19 protein-coding genes are annotated in these 18976 nt (G+C 69.7%); 7 read left to right on the forward strand and 12 right to left on the reverse strand.

Going from position 1 to position 18976, the window contains the following annotated elements:
- Nucleotides 1–199 precede the first annotated feature (199 nt).
- Nucleotides 200–1768 (forward strand): NAD(P)/FAD-dependent oxidoreductase, encoded by a 1569-nt coding sequence (locus M9M90_RS02050; RefSeq protein ID WP_254835499.1) that lies wholly within the window; start codon nt 200–202, stop codon nt 1766–1768.
- On the opposite strand, the gene glp is transcribed toward M9M90_RS02050, so the two are convergent.
- From glp to moaA, 6 genes are read right to left on the reverse strand one after another with little or no spacing between them, the layout of a single operon-like run.
- Nucleotides 1690–2892 carry a gephyrin-like molybdotransferase Glp gene (gene glp / locus M9M90_RS02055; RefSeq protein ID WP_254835500.1) on the reverse strand — a complete coding sequence of 401 codons (1203 nt, stop codon included), beginning with the start codon at nt 2890–2892 and terminating at the stop codon, nt 1690–1692. The genes M9M90_RS02050 and glp overlap by 79 nt on opposite strands.
- Nucleotides 2889–3359, reverse strand: coding sequence for a cyclic pyranopterin monophosphate synthase MoaC (gene moaC / locus M9M90_RS02060; protein ID WP_254835501.1), 471 nt, complete (start codon nt 3357–3359; stop codon nt 2889–2891). The genes glp and moaC overlap by 4 nt, the downstream gene beginning before the upstream one ends.
- Entirely contained in the window at nt 3356–3910 is a 555-nt protein-coding gene (gene moaB / locus M9M90_RS02065) for a molybdenum cofactor biosynthesis protein B (RefSeq protein WP_254835502.1), read from the reverse strand. Before moaB ends, moaC begins: the two co-directional genes overlap by 4 nt.
- Nucleotides 3911–3913: 3 nt before the next feature.
- The gene (locus M9M90_RS02070) at nt 3914–4357 is read right to left on the reverse strand and encodes a molybdenum cofactor biosynthesis protein MoaE (RefSeq protein WP_254835503.1); all 444 of its coding nucleotides are present in this window, start codon (nt 4355–4357) and stop codon (nt 3914–3916) included.
- Nucleotides 4354–4593, reverse strand: a complete 240-nt coding sequence (locus M9M90_RS02075) for a MoaD/ThiS family protein (protein ID WP_254835504.1) — start codon at nt 4591–4593, stop codon at nt 4354–4356. The genes M9M90_RS02070 and M9M90_RS02075 overlap by 4 nt, the downstream gene beginning before the upstream one ends.
- A gap of 4 nt (nt 4594–4597) precedes the next feature.
- A complete protein-coding gene (gene moaA / locus M9M90_RS02080) occupies nt 4598–5638 on the reverse strand; it encodes a GTP 3',8-cyclase MoaA (protein ID WP_254835505.1) in 1041 nt (346 codons plus the stop codon).
- A 32-nt stretch (nt 5639–5670) separates the two neighbouring features.
- Here moaA and M9M90_RS02085 point away from each other — a divergent pair, with 32 nt between their 5' ends.
- On the forward strand, nt 5671–6267 hold the full coding sequence (locus M9M90_RS02085; RefSeq protein WP_254835506.1) for an NTP transferase domain-containing protein: 597 nt from the start codon (nt 5671–5673) through the stop codon (nt 6265–6267).
- On the opposite strand, the gene M9M90_RS02090 is transcribed toward M9M90_RS02085, so the two are convergent.
- Nucleotides 6264–8444, reverse strand: coding sequence for a xanthine dehydrogenase family protein molybdopterin-binding subunit (locus M9M90_RS02090; protein WP_254835507.1), 2181 nt, complete (start codon nt 8442–8444; stop codon nt 6264–6266). The genes M9M90_RS02085 and M9M90_RS02090 overlap by 4 nt on opposite strands.
- Before the next feature lie 14 nt (nt 8445–8458).
- A complete protein-coding gene (locus M9M90_RS02095; protein ID WP_254835508.1) occupies nt 8459–8953 on the reverse strand; it encodes a (2Fe-2S)-binding protein in 495 nt (164 codons plus the stop codon).
- A 129-nt stretch (nt 8954–9082) separates the two neighbouring features.
- On the opposite strand from M9M90_RS02095, the gene M9M90_RS02100 reads away from it, so the two are divergent.
- From M9M90_RS02100 to M9M90_RS02120, 5 genes are all read left to right on the forward strand, one after another.
- A complete protein-coding gene (locus M9M90_RS02100; protein WP_254835509.1) occupies nt 9083–9439 on the forward strand; it encodes a cytochrome c family protein in 357 nt (118 codons plus the stop codon).
- Nucleotides 9436–9744: an MliC family protein gene (locus tag M9M90_RS02105; RefSeq protein ID WP_254835510.1), complete on the forward strand. Its 309-nt coding sequence runs from the start codon at nt 9436–9438 to the stop codon at nt 9742–9744. Before M9M90_RS02100 ends, M9M90_RS02105 begins: the two co-directional genes overlap by 4 nt.
- A 5-nt stretch (nt 9745–9749) precedes the next feature.
- Entirely contained in the window at nt 9750–10646 is an 897-nt protein-coding gene (locus M9M90_RS02110; RefSeq protein ID WP_254835511.1) for a siroheme synthase, read from the forward strand.
- On the forward strand, nt 10643–11338 hold the full coding sequence (gene modB / locus M9M90_RS02115) for a molybdate ABC transporter permease subunit (protein ID WP_254835512.1): 696 nt from the start codon (nt 10643–10645) through the stop codon (nt 11336–11338). Before M9M90_RS02110 ends, modB begins: the two co-directional genes overlap by 4 nt.
- Before the next feature lie 66 nt (nt 11339–11404).
- The gene (locus tag M9M90_RS02120; protein WP_254835513.1) at nt 11405–12409 is read left to right on the forward strand and encodes a phosphotransferase; all 1005 of its coding nucleotides are present in this window, start codon (nt 11405–11407) and stop codon (nt 12407–12409) included.
- Here M9M90_RS02120 and M9M90_RS02125 read toward each other — a convergent pair.
- From M9M90_RS02125 to M9M90_RS02140, 4 genes are all read right to left on the reverse strand, one after another.
- Nucleotides 12406–14085: an MFS transporter gene (locus tag M9M90_RS02125; protein ID WP_254835514.1), complete on the reverse strand. Its 1680-nt coding sequence runs from the start codon at nt 14083–14085 to the stop codon at nt 12406–12408. The two genes, M9M90_RS02120 and M9M90_RS02125, sit on opposite strands and share 4 nt — an antisense overlap.
- A gap of 72 nt (nt 14086–14157) precedes the next feature.
- A complete protein-coding gene (locus M9M90_RS02130; RefSeq protein WP_254835515.1) occupies nt 14158–14958 on the reverse strand; it encodes a CPBP family intramembrane glutamic endopeptidase in 801 nt (266 codons plus the stop codon).
- Nucleotides 14959–15006: 48 nt separating this feature from the next.
- Nucleotides 15007–17691 (reverse strand): PAS domain S-box protein, encoded by a 2685-nt coding sequence (locus M9M90_RS02135; RefSeq protein ID WP_254835516.1) that lies wholly within the window; start codon nt 17689–17691, stop codon nt 15007–15009.
- An 88-nt stretch (nt 17692–17779) separates the two neighbouring features.
- Nucleotides 17780–18970, reverse strand: coding sequence for an acyl-CoA dehydrogenase (locus M9M90_RS02140; RefSeq protein WP_254835517.1), 1191 nt, complete (start codon nt 18968–18970; stop codon nt 17780–17782).
- Nucleotides 18971–18976 lie beyond the last annotated feature (6 nt).

Raw genomic sequence — 18976 nt, forward strand, 5'->3', positions numbered from 1 at the left:
CGATAGTCCTGGCGTTCCGGTCAAGGCGCGGCGCGCCTTGACCTTGGTCAATGACCCCCTGAGGCGAGGCGCCACAATCCAAGGCGCCGCCGACCCCTTGCAAACTTATCATTGATAACTCAGGATCGGGCGGACTCGAATTTGCGAGCGGCGCCCCCTCTTGGCAGGTCGCCGCCGACTGACAGGGCAGGAAGACACCATGAGCGCCAGCGCCACCCTCACCCGGCCGACGACAAAGGCCGTCGAGCATTTCGACGTCATCATCGTGGGAGCCGGGATCTCCGGGGTCGGAGGGGCCTATCACCTCAGCAAGCAGCGCCCGAACGACAGCTATGTGGTGCTGGAGGCCCAGGAGAACTTCGGCGGCACCTGGCTGACCCACAAGTACCCGGGCATCCGCTCCGACAGCGACCTCTACACCTTCGGCTATCGCTTCAAGCCCTGGACCGGAACCCCGATCGCCACGGCGGCCGAGATCCTCACCTACATGAACGAGGTTATCGAGGAGAACGACCTCGGCTCCCACATCCGCTACGGGCACACGATCACCTCGGCGAGCTGGTCCAGCCGCGAGAACCTGTGGACGCTGGAGGCGGTGCGCTCCGACACCGGCGAGACCGTGCGGTTCACCACCGGCTTCCTCTGGATGTGCCAGGGCTACTACCGTCACGGCAAGGGCTACACGCCCGAATGGGAGGGCATGGCCGACTACAAGGGCAAGATCGTCCATCCGCAGACCTGGCCTGAGGACCTCGACTATAAGGGCAAGAAGGTCGTCGTGATCGGCTCGGGCGCTACCGCCGCCACCCTGGCCCCGGCCATCGCCGGCGACTGCGCGCACGTCACGGTGCTGCAGCGCTCGCCGACCTATTTCATCCCTGGCCGCAACGCCAACGAGCTGGCCGACACCCTGCGCCAGCTCGAGATCGACGAGACCTGGATCCACGAGATCGTGCGCCGCAAGATCCTCTTCGACCAGGCGGCCTTCACCCGGCGGTCGCTGGAGGAGCCGGAGACGGTCAAGGCCGAGCTGCTGGCCGGGGTCCGCGCCTTCCTGCCCGAGGACCAGGTGGTGAAGCACTTCACCCCCACCTACCGGCCCTGGCGCCAGCGCATCGCCTTCATCCCTGACGGCGATCTGTTCCAGGGAATCCGGGCCGGCAAGGCCTCGGTGGTCACCGGCGAGATCGAGCGTTTCACCGAGACGGGCATCCTGCTGAAGTCCGGCGAGACGCTGGAGGCCGACATCGTGGTCACCGCCACCGGCTTCGATCTCAATGTCCTGGGCGACATCGACTTTGCGATCGACGGCCAGCCTCTAGATTTCTCCAAGACCGTCACCTACCGCGGCATGATGTTCACGGGGGTGCCGAACCTGGTCTGGGTGTTTGGCTATTTCCGCGCCAGCTGGACCCTGCGGGCCGATTTGATCGGCGACTTCGTGGCCCGGCTGCTGGGGCACATGGAGAAGAAGGGCGTCAAGAAGGTCATGGTGGCCCTGAGGCCGCAGGACCAGGACATGGCGTTGCAGCCCTGGATCGATCCGGAGAACTTCAATCCGGGCTATCTGATGCGCGGCATGCACCTGCTGCCTAAGAGCGGCGACAAGGCCGAATGGCGCCACACCCAGGACTACTGGGCCGAGAAGGACGAGATCCCGGCCATCGACCTCGACGATGCGGCCTTCGTCTACGAAGGCGCCCCGGCGCGGGCCAGCGGCAGCACCTCAACCAAGTCGCCGGCCGACAGGGCCGCGGCGCCCGCCTGACGGCGCAGCAGCGCGTCGGCGGCGGCGAAGACGCCGACCAGGGAGCTATCCTGGTCGAGGTAGGGCTCGGCGAGGGTCGATCCCTCGTCGTGGCGGAGCTTGGCGCGCATCCAGTGCTCGCGCGGTCCGTTGGCGGCCAGCGGCGCGGTCAGGCGCGCCGTGGCCAGGACCGGTTCGGCCGTGGTCCCGCAATAGGCGGCGACCAGGGGTTTCAGGAACAACTCGGCGCAGACGAAGGCAGAGGCCGGATTGCCGGGCAGGCCCAGCAGCCGTCGGCCGTCGGCCAGCACGCCGAAGAAGGTGGGTTTGCCGGGACGCACCGCGACGCTCTCGACCCGTAGGGACAGGCCGAGCGCCTGGGCCGCGGCGCGCACCAGGTCGTGGTCGCCCACCGAGGCGCCGCCGACCGTGACGATCAGGTCGGCGTCGGCGCCGCGCATGGCCTCTACCACCGCCTCGAGCTGGTCGCGGACGCCGGAGAGCTTGGTGGCCTCGCCGCCCCACGCCTCCACCATGACCTTCAGGGCCGGCGAGCCGGAATCGTAAATCTGGAACGGTCCGGGCGTGGCCGGCGCCTCGACGATCTCCTCGCCGGTGGAGAGGATGGCGACGCGCGGACGGCGATGGACGGCGACCTCGGCGCGGCCAGCCGAGGCGGCCAGCGACAGCCGCCAGGGATCGATGCGGGTTCCCTTGCGCAGCAGCACATCGCCCACCCGGAAGTCCTTGCCGGCGTCGCGGATGTTGTCGCCCGGACGGCAGGCCGGGACGGCGATCAGGCCGCCATCGCGCGCGGCGTTCTCCTGGATCACCACGCTGTCGGCGCCGGTGGGCAAGGCCGCGCCGGTGAATATCCGCACCGCCTCGCCCGGCTGGACCTGGCCCTCATACCCGTGGCCCGCGGCGCTCTCGCCGATGATCGTCAGCGTGCCCGGCGCATCGGCCGACCGGACGGCCCAGCCGTCCATGGCCGAATTGGTGAAGGGGGGCTGGTCGCGGACGGCGGCGATATCCTCGGCCAGGACCCGGCCCACGGCCTGGCCCAGCGGGACAGTCTCGGCGGGCAGGGCGGAAACCTCCGCCAGCATGGCGGCGCGGGCGGCCTCCACGCTCATCAGCTTCATGGGCGGACCCAGTCGCCGGACTTGCCACCCGACTTCTTCATCAGGCGCACGGCCTCTATGGTCATGGCCTTATCGGCGGCCTTCAGCATGTCGTAGACGGTCAGGCAGGCCACGGAGACGGCGGTGAGCGCCTCCATCTCCACGCCCGTCTGGCCGGAGGTGCGCACGCGCGCGGTTACGGAAAGCCCGCCGTCGCCCGGCTCGACCCGGACCTCGACCTTGGACAGGGCCAGGGGATGGCAGAGCGGGATCAGATCGGAGGTCTTCTTGGCCGCCATGATCCCGGCGATCTCCGCGGTGGCGCGGACATCGCCCTTCTTGGCGTCGCCGGACAGCGCCAGCGCCAGGGTCTCGGCGGACATCCGCACGAACCCCTCGGCCACGGCCTCGCGCGCGGTGACCGCCTTGGCCGAGACGTCGACCATGTTGGCGCGGCCGGTCTCGTCGATATGGGTGAGCTTGCTCACTGCTCAAGCAGGCGGGGCATGAGTTCGACCATGTTGCAGGGGCCGTGGCGGCTGTCGAGTTGGGCGGAGATCACCTTGTCCCACCCGTCCTTCACCGCCCCGTTGGAGCCTGGCAGGCAGAAGACGAACACACCGCCGACTAGGCCCGCCGTGGCGCGGCTCTGCAGGGTCGAGAGCCCCACCGACTGGTAGGAGACCAGGTGGAAGATCACCGAGAAGCCATCGAGCTTCTTGTCGAACAGCGGCTCGACGGCTTCGGGGGTCACATCGCGGCCGGTGATGCCGGTGCCGCCGGTGGTGATGATGGCCTCGATGGTTCCCGAAGCCACCCAGGCTTTGATCTGCTCGCGGATCTGGGCGACGTCGTCCTTGACGATCTCCTTGGCCGCCAGCTCGTGGCCGGCGCCGGTGATCCGCTCGGCCAGGACGTGGCCGGAGGTGTCGCTCTCCTCGTCACGGGTGTCGGAGATGGTCAGGACCGCGATCCGCACCGGCTTGAGGGCCAGGTTCGCGTTGATGTGGCCGCCGGGGGCGGCGACAGGGGCGTTCATTCTCTAAGTCTCCCAACGGGCGATGTCGGCGTGGTCCTGTGGTTTCGGCTCTATCCAGCGCGCGCCGTCCGGACCGGTCTCCTTCTTCCAGAAGGGGGCGCGGCTCTTCAAGTAGTCCATGAGGAAATCGCAGGCCTCGAAGGCGGCGCGGCGATGGGTGGCGGCGGTGGCCACGAAGACGATGGATTCGCCGGGCGCGATCTGGCCGACCCGATGGACGACCGCGAAGTCGTCCAGGCTGAAACGGTCGATCGCCTCCTGGGCGATGCGGTTGATCTCGCCCTCGGTGAAGCCGGGATAGGCTTCCAGCTCCAGGATGGCGGCGGCGCCAAGCTCGGCGCGGGCCAGGCCCACGAAGCTGGCGACCGCCCCGGTCTCGGTCCGCTCCCGGCAGAAGTCCGAGAGCAGGACGCCGGGATCGAAGGGCTGGTCGGTGAGCCGGATCATCCGCCGCTCATGGGGGGCAGGAAGGCGACCTCGGAGCGGAGGGAGAGCGCCGCGTCGCCGCGGACGATGGTCTGGTCGAGCGCGATCTGGACGCCGGGGGCGGCGAGCGCCTCGCCCAGCCGCGCATCCTCGGCGCTCAGCAGATCGCGCAGGGCGTGGACGCTGGGGCTCTCGACCTCCCGCGAGCGCCAGCCGGCGACATCGCTCAGACGGCCGAACAGCAGGACCCGGGCCATGGCTCTAGCCTCCCGTGGTCGACATGTGGCGGGCCACGGCCGGGGCCGAGGCGCGGGCGATCTGGAAGTCGTGGCCCTTAGGCTTGGCGTCCACCGCCAGGCGGACCGCATCGATCAGGGCCTCGTCGTCGGCGCCGGCGCGGATCACCGCGCGCAGGTCGCTGGCGTCCTCACGGCCCAGGCAGGTGTGCAGGGTGCCGGTGCAGGTCAGCCGCACGCGGTTGCAGGCCTCGCAGAAATTGTGGCTGAGCGGGGTGATGAGGCCCAGTCGTCCGCCGGTCTCGGCGATCCGGACATAGCGCGCCGGTCCGCCCGTCTGGTGGTCGATGTCGGTGAGCGTCCAGAAGCTCTCGAGGTCGCGGCGCACGTCCTTCAGCGACAGGAACTGGTCGGTGCGGTCGACCTCGATCTCGCCCAGCGGCATGGCCTCGATCAGGGTGGCGTCGCAGCCCCGCGCATGCGCCCAGGCGATCAGGTCGGCCAGTTCGGCGGCGTTGTCGTCCTTCAGCGCCACGGCGTTGATCTTGACCGCGATGCCGGCGGCCAGCGCCGCGTCGATCCCGGCGATCACCTTGGCGAGGTCGCCGCCGCGGGTCAGCTTGCGGAACAGGTCGGGCTTCAGCGTGTCCATGGACACATTGATCCGCCGGACCCCGAACCGGGCCAGGTCGCTCGCGAATTCGCTCAGCCGCGTGCCGTTGGTGGTCAGGGTCAGCTCGTCCAGGGCGCCGGACCGCAGATGCCGCGACAGGCTCTCGACCAGGCCCATGAAGCCCTTGCGGACCAGGGGCTCGCCGCCCGTCAGGCGCAGCTTTCGCACCCCCTGGCCGATGAAGGCCGAGGCGATACGGTCCAGCTCCTCGAGGGTCAGCACCTGCGCCTTCGGCAGGAAGGTCATGTGCTCGGCCATGCAATAGACGCAGCGCAGGTCGCAACGGTCGGTGACCGAAACCCGCAGATAGGTCACGGCCCGGCCAAAACCGTCGATCAGGACCGGGGTCGAGCGCGTTGGCGCTTGCGGCGAGGGGGCGTCATGGGGCGTCATGCTGGCCCTAACATAGAGGGGAAGACGGGGCGGTGACAGGGGCGGGCGCATTCGAGGCGGTGGTTTTGGCCGCCGGGGCGGGCACTCGGTTCGGCGGCGGCAAGCTGCTGGCGCCCCATGCCGGCGGGGTGCTGCTGGATGGCGCCCTGGCCGCCGCCTTCGCCGCGCCGGTGGTCAAGGTGATCGTGGTGACGGGAGCCGACGGCGATGCGGTGGCCGCCGCCGTCCGCGCCAGCCCGGCCGTTGATGGTCGGCTGACCCTCGTCAATGCGGCCGACCATGCCGAGGGCATGGGCGCCTCCCTACGCCGCGCCGCCGCCGAGCTCAGCCCCGGCTGCGCGGGCGTGTTCGTGTTCCTGGGCGATATGCCAAGAGTTCCTCACGCGGTGTTCGCGCCCCTGATCGAGGCGGTTCGAGCCGGCGCGCCGGCCGCCGCCCCGGTCTTCGAGGGGCGGCGCGGCCACCCGGCCCTGATCGGCGCGGCCCTGCTGCCGGAGCTGCTGACCCTCACGGGCGATGCCGGGGCGCGGGCGATCCTCAAGAACCTGGGCGACCGCCTCGCCCTGGTCGAGGCCCCCGACGACGGGGTGCTGTTCGACGTGGACGAGCGCGGCGACCTAGCGAGCTAGGCCTTGACGAACGGCTGGCTGGTGACGGCCTGGCCGTTGATCGCGAACAGGGCGTTGGCCACGGCCGGCCCGATCACCGGTGTTCCGGGTTCGCCGACCCCGCTGGGGACCGCGCCGGAGGGCACGATGTGGGTCTCGACGATCGGCGCCTCGCTGTTGCGCAGCACCCGGTAGGTGTCGAAGTTGGTCTGCTCGACCACCCCGTCCTTGACGCTGATATTGCCATAGAGCGCCGCCGACAGGCCATAGCAGGTGCCGCCCTCGATCTGGGCGGCGATCTGGTCCGGCGCGATGGCCGTGCCGCAGTCGATGGCGGTGACCACGCGGCCCACCTTGGGGACCCCGTCCACCAGCTTGACCTCGGCCACCTGGGCGACCACCGAGCCGAAGCTCTCGTGCACCGCCACGCCGCGGGTCCAGCCGGCCGGGGCCGGGGCGCCCCATCCGGCCTTCTCGGCGGCCAGGTTCAGCACCGCCAGGTGCCGCTTGGCGTCGGCCTTTGTGTAGAGGGCGCGGCGATAGTCCACCGGGTCCTTGTTCGCCCGCTTGGCCAGCTGGTCGATGGTGTGCTCCATCACGAAGGCGGTGTGGGTCGCGCCCACCGAGCGCCACCAGAGCACCGGCACGCCGATGTCCGGCTGGATCAGCTGGGCGTCGACGATGGGCGTGGCCTTCAGATAGGGCGAGCCCAGCACGCCTTCGACGGCGGTCTCGTCCAGCTTCGGCTCCCCGGTGGGCGAGCCCTTCATGATCGACTGGGTGACCACCCGCTGGCGCCAGGACGCCGGATAGCCGTCCTTGTCCACGGTGACCCGGACGGTGTGGTGGACGATCGGGCGGAAATAGCCCGCCGCCATGTCGTCCTCACGGGTCCAGACCAGCTTCACCGGCCGCATCTTGCCGACCTTCTTGGCGATCTGGACGCATTCGGCGATGTAGTCGGACTGGAAGTTGGCGCGGCGGCCGAAGGAGCCGCCGGCGAACAGGGTCTCGATCTCCACCGCGCCCGGCAGCATGCCGACGATCTTGGCGGTGTTGAGCTGGTCGACGGTGGGGATCTGCGAGCCGAAGGTGAGCTTGGCCTTGCCGCCGCCCACCTGGGCCACGCAGTTCATCGGCTCCATGCAGGCATGGGCCAGATAGGGAAAGTCATAGGCCGCCTCGAAGGCCTCGCCCTTGGCCGTGGTGATATCGCCCTTCGACTCGAAGGGCTTCCATTTCACCTTGTCGTCAGCCGGGGTCTTGCCCGAGGCGAGGTCCTTGTAGCTGGTCAGGATCGCGTCGGAGGATCGCTTCTCGGCCTCGTCCTCGTTCCAGGTCACCTTGAGCGCGTCGCGGCCCTTGCGGGCGGCCCAGGTGTTCTGCGCCACCACGGCGATCCCGGTGGGGATCTCGTAGACCTCGACCACGCCCGCGACCTTCTTGGCCTCGGCCGCGTCGAAGGACGCCACCTTGGCGCCGTAGCGCGGGGCGTGAGCCACCATGGCCACCAGCATGTCCGGCATCTGGACGTCCTGGGTGAACCTCGCCGTCCCGTCCGACTTGGCCTGGGCGTCCTTGCGGCGCACCCGGTCGGTGCCGATCAGGGTGAACGTCTTGGGGTCCTTGAGCGTGGGCGACTGGGGCGGGGTCACCTTGGCGGCGTCCGGCAGCAGCTCGGCGAAGGTGGCGGACCTGGAGGAGCCGGGGTGGCCGACCACGCTGTCCTTGACCACGATCTCGCCGGCCGGGGCGTTCCACTTGTTGGCGGCGGCCTCGACGAACATGGCCTTGGCCGAGGCGCCGGCCTTGCGCAGCTGGTCCCAGGAATTGGCGATGGCGGACGAGCCGCCGGTGCCCTGCACCCCCATGCCCGTGTTGGCGTAGACCTTGGCGATGGCCGGGGCGTGCTCGACCTTGACCTTGGTCCAGTCGGCTTCGAGCTCTTCGGCGACGATGGCGGCCAGGCCCGCATGGTTGCCCTGACCGAACTCGATGTGCTTGCAGACCACCGTGACGACGCCGGCCGGGTCGATCTTCACGAAGGGCCCGAAGGCGCCGAAGTCGGTCTTGGCGCCGACCGAGAGGACGTCGCCTATCGAACAGCCGCCGACCAGCAGCGAGCCGCCGACCAGGGTCGCGCCGATGACCACGTCGCGGCGGGTGGCTTTCAGGGGGGATTTCACATGAGCGTTCATGGCGTGGGTCCCGATCAGAGCTTGGCGGCCGGCGCGGCGACGACCGCCGCCGGAGCGGCCGGGGCGAGGCCCGCGGCGTCCTTGATGGCCGCGCGGATTCGCTGATAGGTCCCGCAGCGGCAGATGTGGCCGTCCATGGCGCCGTCGATGTCGGCGTCGGTGGGCTTGGGGGCGGAATCGAGCAGGGCCACGGCCGACATGATTTGGCCGGACTGGCAGTAGCCGCACTGCGGCACGTCGTGCTTGACCCAGGCGGCCTGCACCGGATGGGCGCCGCCCAGGCTCTCGATCGTGGTGATCTTGACCCCGGCCAAGCCTTCGATGGGCATGGCGCAGGACCGGATCGGCTGGCCGTCCGCCAGCACCGTGCAGGCGCCGCACTGAGAGATTCCGCAGCCATACTTCGTGCCGGTCAGGCCCAGTTCATCGCGCAGCACCCACAATAGTGGCGTGTCAGCCGCGGCCTTCACGGCCAAGGGTTTGCCGTTCACGTCAAGCGTCATGGCCATGGAGAGCCCTCCCGAATGTCGGATAACGATGCAATCTTAACAGTGTTTAGCTGGCGCGGTAAAGTGGGTCCAAGTGGCGGTTCGCCCGCTGACGGGTTAGGTATCTGCGGAGCTTGGTGGGAGATGAAAATGACTCGGTCTGCAAGGATGTTCGCCGGGGCCCTGGCGGCCCTGTTCGTCGCAGGCCCGGCCGCAGCCGCCGACGGCGCCAAGGTCTTCCAGTTGCAGTGCAAGAGCTGCCACGGCGCCAAGTCCACGCTCATGGGCCCCAGCCTGGCGGGGGTGGCGGGCGGCAAGATCGCGCGCCTCTCCGACTTCAAGTATTCGGCGGCCCTGGCCGGCAAGGGCGGGACCTGGACCGACGCCGCCCTGGACGCCTACGTCGCCGCCCCGTCCAGGTTCGCCCCCGGGACCAAGATGATGGTCGGGGTGGCCAATCCCGCCGACCGCGCCGCCGTCGTGTCCTATCTGAAAACCCTCAAGTGAGGGCGGCTCTCGTCCTGGTCGGCCTGTTGGCGCTTGGCGGCTGCGCCAGCGTCATGCCGGAGGACGCCACCGACGCGCCGATGACCTATGCCTGCGCGGGCGGCAAGCGGTTCACGGCGGCCTACGCCCTGAAGGGAGACAAGGCGCGGGTGACCGCAGGCGGGACATCCTACAGCCTGCCGCACGTGCGATCGGGCTCAGGCGCGCGCTACGCCCGGGCCGGCGTCGAGCTCTTCACCAAGGGCGACGGGGCCTTGCTGAACGGCGCGGCCGGCGGCCCCTACCGCGACTGCCGGACCGGCTGAGCCGCGTGGACGTCTTCCCAGCCTTCATTCCCCTGCACGGGGCCAAGGTGGTGATCGCCGGCTCCGGCGAGGCGGCCGAGGCCAAGGCCCGCCTGTTCGCGGGCTCCCCCGCGACCCTTGTCCGCGTCGAGGGTCCGGCCGCCTTCATCGCCGGAACCTATGCTGGGGCGGTCCTGGCCTTCATCGCCACGGACGACGACCTCTTCGCCCAGGCCGCCGCTCGCGCGGCGCGCGCCGCCGGGGTGCTGGTCAATGTGGTCGACCGCCCAGCGCTCTGCGACTTCACCACCCCCTCGGTGATCGACCGGGGCGAGGTGGTGGCGGCCATCGGCACCGGCGGCGCCTCGCCCATGCTGGCCGCCATGCTGCGCAACGACATCGAGCAGCGGGTGCCTGAGGGCGCGGGCCGGGTGGCGGCCCTGTTCCGCATGCTGCAGGACGAGGTGCGCCAGGCCCTGCCTGAACTGCCGGCCCGCCGAGCCTTCCTGCGCGAGGCCCTGTCCGGGCCTGCCGCCCACGCCGCCCAGGCCGACGACATGGAGGCCGCGACGCGGCTGCTCCGCGAGGCCCTGGCCAAGGGGCCCTCTGCCCAGGGCAAGGTGCAGTTCGTGGCCGGGCGCGGCCCCGCCGACCTGCTGACCCTGCGCGCCAGCCGCGCACTCGCCGCCGCTGATGTCCTCATCGCCGACGCCGAGGCCGACCCCGACATCCTGACTTTGGCCCGCCGCGACGCCGAGCGGATGGCGCCCGACGCCGTCACTCCGGCCAGGCTCGCAGCCCTGGCCGGCTCGGGCCTGCGGGTGGTGCGGGTGATCTGCGGGGCTCCGTCGCCCGCCGACCTGCAGGCCCTGGCCGCGGCCGGCGCGGCCATCGAGGTCCTGTCGGCGGCGCCCGACCGGTGAGCGCCTTGACGCCGGAGGATTTCGCCGCCGTCGCCCTGTCGCTGAAGGTGGCGCTGGCCGCCACCCTGCTGGGCCTGCCCCTGGCCCTGGCCGCCGCGCTGGCCCAGGCGCGCGGCCGCTTCGCCGCCCGGGTCGTGCTGGACGCCGCGGTCACCCTGCCCCTGGTCCTGCCGCCGGTGGCGACCGGCTACGTGCTGCTGCTGCTGTTCGGCCGCCGCGGCGCCGTCGGGGCGCTGCTGGAGAAGGCTGGGATCGTCTTCGCCTTCGACTGGACGGGGGCGGCGCTCGCCGCCGGGATCATGGCCTTCCCGCTGATGGTGCGGCCCATGCGCCTGGCGATCGAAGCCATCGACCGCGAGGTCGACGAGGTGGCCCTGACCCTGGGGGCGGGCCCCTTCACGCGCTTCTTCAGGGTGACCGTGCCGCTGGCCGCCCCCGGCGTGGCGGCGGGCGCCATCCTGGGATTCGCCAAGGCCCTGGGCGAGTTCGGCGCCACCATCACCTTCGTGGCCGCCATTCCAGGGGAGACCCTGACCCTGCCGTCGGCGATCTACGGCGCCACCCAGTCGCCGGGGGGCGAGGCCCGGGCCGCGGCCCTGTGCCTGGTCGCCGCCGCCATCGCCGTGGCCGCCGTCCTGGTCTCCGACGCGGTGGGCCGCTGGGCGGGCCGCACCTCGCGGGGTTCGAGCTAATATCATCCGGGTATTATTGACTCGGAATTATATCCGGGTAAAATAACGGCTCATCTGGAGCCGTCCATGCCCATTCCCGAAGCCAAACGTCCCGCGGTCGACCGCGCCCTGACCGCCGCCTTCGGGACGACGGAAATGGATTCCGCCAAGCCGCTGACCGGCGGCCTTTCCGGCGCCTCGGTCTACAGAATCCGTGTCGGCGGCATCGCCTATCTGCTGCGGATCGAGGGCGCCCGCGACGACTTCCGGGACCCCGGCCGCTGGTACGGTTGCATGGGCGCGGCGGCCGCCGCGTACATTGCGCCGCGGGTGCGCTACGCCGACGCCGCCGATGGCGTGGCGATCATGGACTTCATCGAGGAGCAGTCCCTGGTCCTGGACTATCGCGGGACCCGCGCCGACCTGATCGTCGAGGCCGCCCAGACCATTCGCGCCCTGCACGAGACGCCCGCCTTCCCGCCGCTGATCGACTACATGGACGGCATGGACGGGCTGATCGGGGTGTTCCAGGCCAGCGGCCTGATCGCCCCGGCCGCGGTCGAGGAGTTGTTCGCCCGCTATGCCGTCCTGCGCGCCGGCTATCGGACGGCCGAAGGGGACCGGGTCTCCAGCCACAACGACCTGAACCCCCGCAACATCCTCTATGACGGGGGGCGCCTGTGGCTGGTGGACTGGGAGTCATCGTTCCTGGCCGACCGCTATGTGGATCTGGCGACGCTCGCCAATGTCTTCGCCCACACGCCGGAGGAGGAGGCGCTGCTGGCGACGACCTATTTCGGCCAGGCGCCGACCGCCGAGCGTCAGGCGCGGCTCTATCTGATGCGGCAGATCAACCAGGTCTTCTACGGGGTGATCCTGCTGAACGGCGTCGCCGCAGAATGTCCCGATCTGCGCGAGACCAGCCTGGAGGCCCCGAGCCTGGCGGAGATTCACCAGGCTCTGGGGACCGGCGACTTCGCGCTGGAAACCTGGCGCGGCCGCCTGGCCTACGGCAAGGCGCGCCTGAACGCGGCCCTGGACGGCCTGCGTTCAGCCCGGTTCCCGGAGGCCTTGGCCCTGGTGGCCGCCTAGTCGTCCAGCGAGCGGCCGTTGGTCTCCGGCAGCAGGAAGAAGCAGGTCACCACCGAGAGCAGGGTGAAGGCGAAGGGGTACCAGAGGCCCGAATAGATGTTCCCGGTCGCCGCGACGATAGCGAAGGCGGTGAAGGGCACGAAGCCGCCGATCCAGCCGGTGCCGATGTGATAGGGCAGCGACATGGCCGTGTAGCGGATCCGGGTCGGGAACAGCTCCACCAGGGTCGCGGCGATCGGGCCAAACAGGGCGGTGGCGGCGATCACGAAGACGAACAGCACGGCGAAGACGCCGGGGATGTTGATCCGCGCGGGGTCGGCCTTGGCCGGATAGCCGGCGGCGGTGAGGCCCGCCTTGATCGCGGTCTCGACGCCCGTCTTGACCACCTTGGCCTGGTCCTTGGCCAGGCCCGAGGCGGAGGTCGAAGCGACCACCGCCTCGCCGATCTTCACCTGGGCCAGGGTCCCGGCCGGGGCGGCCTGGTTGGAATAGGAGACCCCGGCGTTGGCCAGCGTGCTCTTGGCGATGTCGCAGGACGAGGTGAAGGAGGCCTTGCCCACGGGATCGAACTGCAGCGAGCAGTCGGCCGGGTCGGCCACCACCACCACCGGCGTGCGGGCCTCGGCCTCGGCCAACGCTGGGTTGGCGGTGCGGGCCAGCATGTGGAACCCGGGGAAATAGGCCACCAGCATCAGGGTCATGCCGAACAGCATCACCTTCTTGCGGCCGACCTTGTCCGACAGCCAGCCGAAGACGACGTAGAAGATGGCGCTGACCGCCGTGGCCGACATCATCAGCAGGTTGATGGTCGCCGGATCGACCTTGAGGAACTTCTCCATGAAGGTCTGGGTGTAGAAGAAGGCCGTGTACCAGACCGCGCCCTGGGCCGACATGATCGCCGCGAGCGCCAGGAGCACGATCTTCAGGTTCTTCCACTGGCCGAAGGACTCTTGATAGGGCGAGGCCGAGCCGCCGCCCTCGGACTTCATCTTGGCGAAGGCCGGGCTCTCGGTGAGCTTCAGACGCATCCATATGGAGACCGCCAACAGGCCGGCGGAGAACAGGAAAGGAATGCGCCAGCCCCAGGCGTCGAAAGCCTCGGGTCCATAAAGATCGCCGACCACCAGCCGGGTGACGAGAATCACCACCAGAGCCCCGAACAGGCCGAAGGCGGCGGAGGTCTGCACCCAGCTGGTCGCCCGGCCGCGGCCGTTCGGCGGCGCATGCTCGGCCACATAGATCGCCGCCCCGCCGTATTCGCCGCCTAGCGCGAAGCCCTGCAGAATGCGCATCAGCACCAGCAGGCCGGGCGCCCACAGCCCAGCCTGGGCATAGGTGGGCAAGAGGCCGATGGCGAAGGTCGCGCCGCCCATCAGCATGACGGTGACCAGGAAGGCGCCCTTGCGGCCGGTCTTATCGCCGATGCGGCCGAACACCAGGGCGCCCACCGGGCGGAACAGGAAGCCCGCGCCGAACAGGGCGAGGGCGGCGATGTAGCCCGCGGTGTCGCTGAGGCCCGAAAAGAAGGTCTTGGAGATGACCTGGATCAGACTGCCGAAGACAAAGAAGTCGTACCACTCGAAGGTGGTCCCGGCGGCGGAGGCCGCCACCACGGTGCGCAGCGAGGCGGGCTTCTTTTCCGCCGTGTCCGTCGAGTCCGCGGCGATCTCCGCCATGCTTCTCTCCCCCAAATCCTTGGCAGGTGGTCTAGCACCGAGCGCGCGCGCGTTGGAAGAGCATGGGCGGTGTCAGGCGCCGGCGCGCCGGTCGCGGCCGACGAGCGTCGGGCCCCATCGCAAGGTCACGATCAGCGCGAGCGCGATGGTGACCAGGGCGGTGACCATCGGATCGTAGGCGATCCCGTAACCCGGCGAGGTGAACACCGCCAGATTGTCCAGGGCGTGGAAGAGGCTGACGTAGAAGATGCTGCGGCCAGTGTTCAGGAACAGCCACACCATGATCACCCGCCCCGCGACGGTCTTGGCGGCCTGCCACGCGACCCAGTCGACCGAGCGTCCGGCCTCAAGGAACGGGACCACATGCCAGGCCGCCCAGACGGCCCCGATCATCAGGGCGGCGGGCAGGGCGCCCCAGCGAGCCTGCATCGGTTCGAGCAGATAGCCGGACCAGCCCAGCTCCTCGCCCAGCGCGCTCACGAAAAACACCGCGAACATCACCGTCGCGGTCACCGCCAGGTTGGCCGGCAGCGGGCCAAGATCCGGCCGCACGGCGAGCCCCGCCCAGGTCGCGAGGGGTGCAATCAGCACCACCGGGACCAGCCATACGATTCGGGGCAGACGCTTGAAATCGAAGCACCGTCGCAGCAGCGCGAGCGCGGCGCTACGGCCCTGGCGACGCCACAGCAGCAACAGCGCGACCAGGGACGGCAGGATGGCCATGCTCGCCGACAGGGGCAGTCCGGGCAGGAACTGCACCCCGACCCGGGAGCTCACCACCCAGAAGGGTATGGAGGCCGCGAACAGGATCGACAGGAAGAGGATCGGCGACGGGGGCGTCGTGGGCGCAGGGGTCAGGGGCGCGGCCTCCAAAGCGTTGGACGGGCGATCCGGGCCGCTTCGCCGCTCGCCGTCAAGTCCTCAGGCCGCCGCCTCGTCCACAGCATCGCCGCTCAGGCGCGAGATCTCGGCCAGCAGGGCGGCGGGGGAGATGGGCTTGCCGACCACCCCATCCATGCCCGCCGCCAGATAGGACTGGCGCTGATGGGAGAGGACGTTGGCGGTGAGCGCCACGATCGGCGTCGCCGCCGTCTGGCCGCCCAGGGCGCGGATGCGGCGACAGGCCTCCAGGCCGTCTATGCCTGGCATCTGGACGTCCATCAGGATGAGGTCGAATCCGCCGCGGGCTGCGGCCTCGACGCCCAGCAGGCCGTCGGCGGCGGTCTCCACCACCGCGCCCAGGTTCTCCAGCAGCTTGGTGACGATCATCCGGTTGGTGGGGTTGTCCTCCACCACCAGAACCTTCAGCCCCTCGAGATAGGGCTCGTTGGTCTCGATGGCCGCGGCGACCGGATCGGCGGCCGGGGCGGCCACCTCAAGCCAGAAGATCGAGCCGACGCCCTCGGTCGAGGCGAAGCCCACCTTGCCGCCCAGCATCTCGGCCAGACGCTGGGTGATGGCGAGGCCCAGCCCCGAGCCGCCGAACTTGCGGGTGGTCGAGGCGTCGCCCTGGTCGAAGCGCTGGAAGATGCGCGGCTGCACGGCTTCGGGGATGCCGACCCCGGTGTCGGCCACTTCCAGGCGCAGCAGCGGTTCGACCGGCCCGGGCTTCAGGGCCGCGCGGATGGTGACCTGGCCCGCGAGGGTGAACTTCACCGCGTTGCCGATCAGGTTGAATAGCGCCTGGCGCAACCGCACCGGATCGGTCCGCACCCAACCCAGGTCGGCCGGGATCTCGACGTTCAGCAACAGGCCCTTGGCCTCCGCCTGCGGTCGCAGCAGGCGCGCGACGCCCTCGATCAGGGCGCGCGGGTCGGTGGGCTCGCAGGCCAGTTCCAGCCGGCCGGCCTCGATCTTCGAGAAGTCGATCACGTCGTTGAGCAGCTCGGCCAGCATCTGGCCGCAGGAGAGCGCCTCCTCCAGCATCTTGCGGCCCTCCTCCGATAGGGCCTCGCTCTTCAGCAGGTGCAACACGCCCATGACGCCGTTCATCGGAGTGCGGATCTCGTGGCTCATATTGGCCAGGAAGGCGGCCTTGGCGTCGCCGGCGGCCTGGGCGGCGTACTGGGCCTCGACCAGGGCCAGCTCCTGGCGCTTACGCTCGTCGAAGTCCTGGATCATGCCGACGCCCTTGACCGGGCGTCCTTTGCTGTCGTGCTTCAGGCGATGGAAGATCCGCGTCCAGCGGATGGCGCCCTCCCGCCCGATCACGCGCGCCTCGATGATGGCGCCGCCCGCTTCCCGGCCGGCGCGGATCTTCCGGAACGACTGGCGCACGTGGTCCACGTCGTCGGGATGGAAGCGCGGAAACTTCAGCTGCTGGGCGGCTTCGTAGCCGCCGGGGTGGCCCCCAAGCAGCCGGCGATATTCCGGCGAGACCCAGACGGTCTTGTTGCGGTGGTCGATCTCGTAGACTCCGGCGTCGGCCGCCTCCAGCGCCAGCTTCAGCCGGTGGGCGTTCTGCTGAGCGTCTGTGCGCGCCTCGGCCAGGGCCGAGATATCGTCCACGTAGCAGATGATCCCCTGGACCGCGTCCTTGGCGTCGCGCCAGGGACGGGCCTCCCAGCGCACCCAGTGCTTCGTCCCCTGGCCGTCGGTGAACCGATCCTCCTTGGCCCTGACCAACTCGCCGGTCAGCGCGCGAGCCTGGGCGTCCAGCAGCCGCTTCGGCGCGGTGGGGAAAACATCCTTCAGGGTGAGCCCGATGTGGTCGCGCTGATCGAGCTTGAAGGCCTGCCGCCAGGTGTTGGAGACGACCATGTAGCGCAGCTGCCGGTCGAACATGGCCACCGCGAAGGGGGCGTTCTCGATCAACTGGTGGATCTGTTGCTGGCCGCGCAGGGCCTCGTCGCGGGCCTTGGCCAGTTCGGTGATGTTCTGGGAGACGCCGACCAGGGCGTAGGCGCCGCCGGGCCGCGGCTCGGTATGGAAGGTGGCGCGCCAGGAGGTCCACCGGCCGCCTCGGCCACGCATTCGGTGTTCGAAGGTCCGCCCCTGGCCCTTGACCGTTCCGGCGATGAAGATCGCCTTGATCCGCTCGGCCTCGTCGGGATGAAGCAGGGCTTCGAACTGGCCGCTGTCGGCGATCTCCTCCGGCGCGTAGCCCGTGACCGAGAGGATGTCCTCGGACCAGGTGATCGTGTCTGTTTCCGGTTCGAAGACCCAGCTGCCGATTCCGGCGGTGACCGACAGCAGGACCTGGGTGCGATGGGCGGTGGCCAGCTCGTCCGCACGGCGCCGCTCTTCGGTCACGTCCAGCGCGACTCCCACGATGCGGCCATCCGCCGTGAGTTCCGCCCGTCCGTCGAACCAGCGGAAGCCGCCGTCCCGGGTACGCAGCCGCAACAGGCTCTCGCTGGTCCCGCCCTCGACGAGCCGGGCGAGATGGGCGTCGTAGTCGGCGAGATCCTCATGGTGGACGATGTCGCGCACGCCGCGACCGCTTATCTCGTCCTGGGTCCAGCCGGTGGCGCGTTCGAAGGCCGGGTTGACCTGTTCGACCTGGCCGTCACCGCCGATGATGAACATGACCTCGCGGCTGTTGCTGAACAGCCACCGGGCCATGTCGCCGGTGTTGGCCGCGCCGATCCGCTGCGGTGTGGGCATCGCCCCGTTCCCCCGAGTTCAGGGGAGCCTAGACCAATCGCGGTAAACGCAACGTATGAGGCGCCGGCGCCAATCGCAGAAGTTGCGGTTAGAAAGCATTCTCGCCGGTGATGGCGCGCCCGAGGATCAGGGCGTGGACGTCGTGGGCGCCTTCATAGGTGTTTACCGTCTCCAGGTTCGCGGCATGGCGCATCACGTGATAGTCGCCGGAAATCCCGTTGCCGCCATGGATGTCGCGGGCCTCGCGCGCGATGGCCAGGGCCTTGCCGCAGTTGTTGCGCTTCATCAGGCTGATCGCTTCCGGCACCCAGGCGCCCTGGTCGAGCAGGCGGCCGAGCGCCAGGGCGCCCTCGAAGCCCAGCGCGATCTCGGTCTGCATGTCGGCGAGCTTCTTCTGCACCAGCTGGCGGGCGGCGAGCGGCTTGCCGAACACCTTGCGGGTCAGGGTGTAGTCCCGGCTGGCGTGCAGGCAGAACTCGGCCGCGCCCATGGCCCCCCAGGAGATGCCGTAGCGCGCCTTGTTGAGGCAGGAGAACGGTCCGCGCAGGCCGCTGACCCCCGGCATCATCATGTCCTCCGGCACGAAGACGTCGCTGAGCGAAATCTCGCCGGTCACCGAGGCGCGCAGGGAGAGCTTGTTGAGGATCTTCGGCGTCTCCAGACCCTTGGAGCCGCGATCCACCAGGAAGCCGCGGATCACCCCGTCCAGCTTGGCCCAGACCAGGCAGACATCGGCGATGGGCGCGTTGGTGATCCACATCTTGGCGCCGTTGAGCACGTAGCCGCCGTCGGTCTTCTTCGCCACCGTGCGCATGGAGGCCGGGTCGGACCCGCCGTCGGCCTCGGTCAGGCCGAAGCAGCCGACGATCTCGCCGCGCGCCATGCCCGGCAGGTACTTCATCTTCTGCTCTTCCGAACCGAAGGCGTAGATCGGGTACATGACCAACGAGGACTGCACGCTCATGGCCGAGCGGTAGCCGGAGTCGACCGCCTCGATCTCGCGGGCGATCAGGCCATAGGCCACGTGGCTGACCCCGGCCCCGCCGTACTTTTCGGGCAGGGTCGCGCCGAGGAAGCCCATGGCGCCCATCTCGGTCATGATCTCGCGGTCGAACCGCTCGTCGGCATAGGCCGAGACCACCCGGGGCAGCAGTTTCTCCCGGGCGTAGGATCGCGCCGCGTCCCAGACCATGCGTTCCTCCTCGGTGAGGCGCGAGGCGAGGTCCAGCGGGTCTTCCCAGTCGAAGGTCTTCTGGGTGTCTGCGGCGTCCAGGGCCATGGCGCG

The organism is Phenylobacterium sp. LH3H17, assembly GCF_024298925.1.
GTDB lineage: Bacteria > Pseudomonadota > Alphaproteobacteria > Caulobacterales > Caulobacteraceae > Phenylobacterium.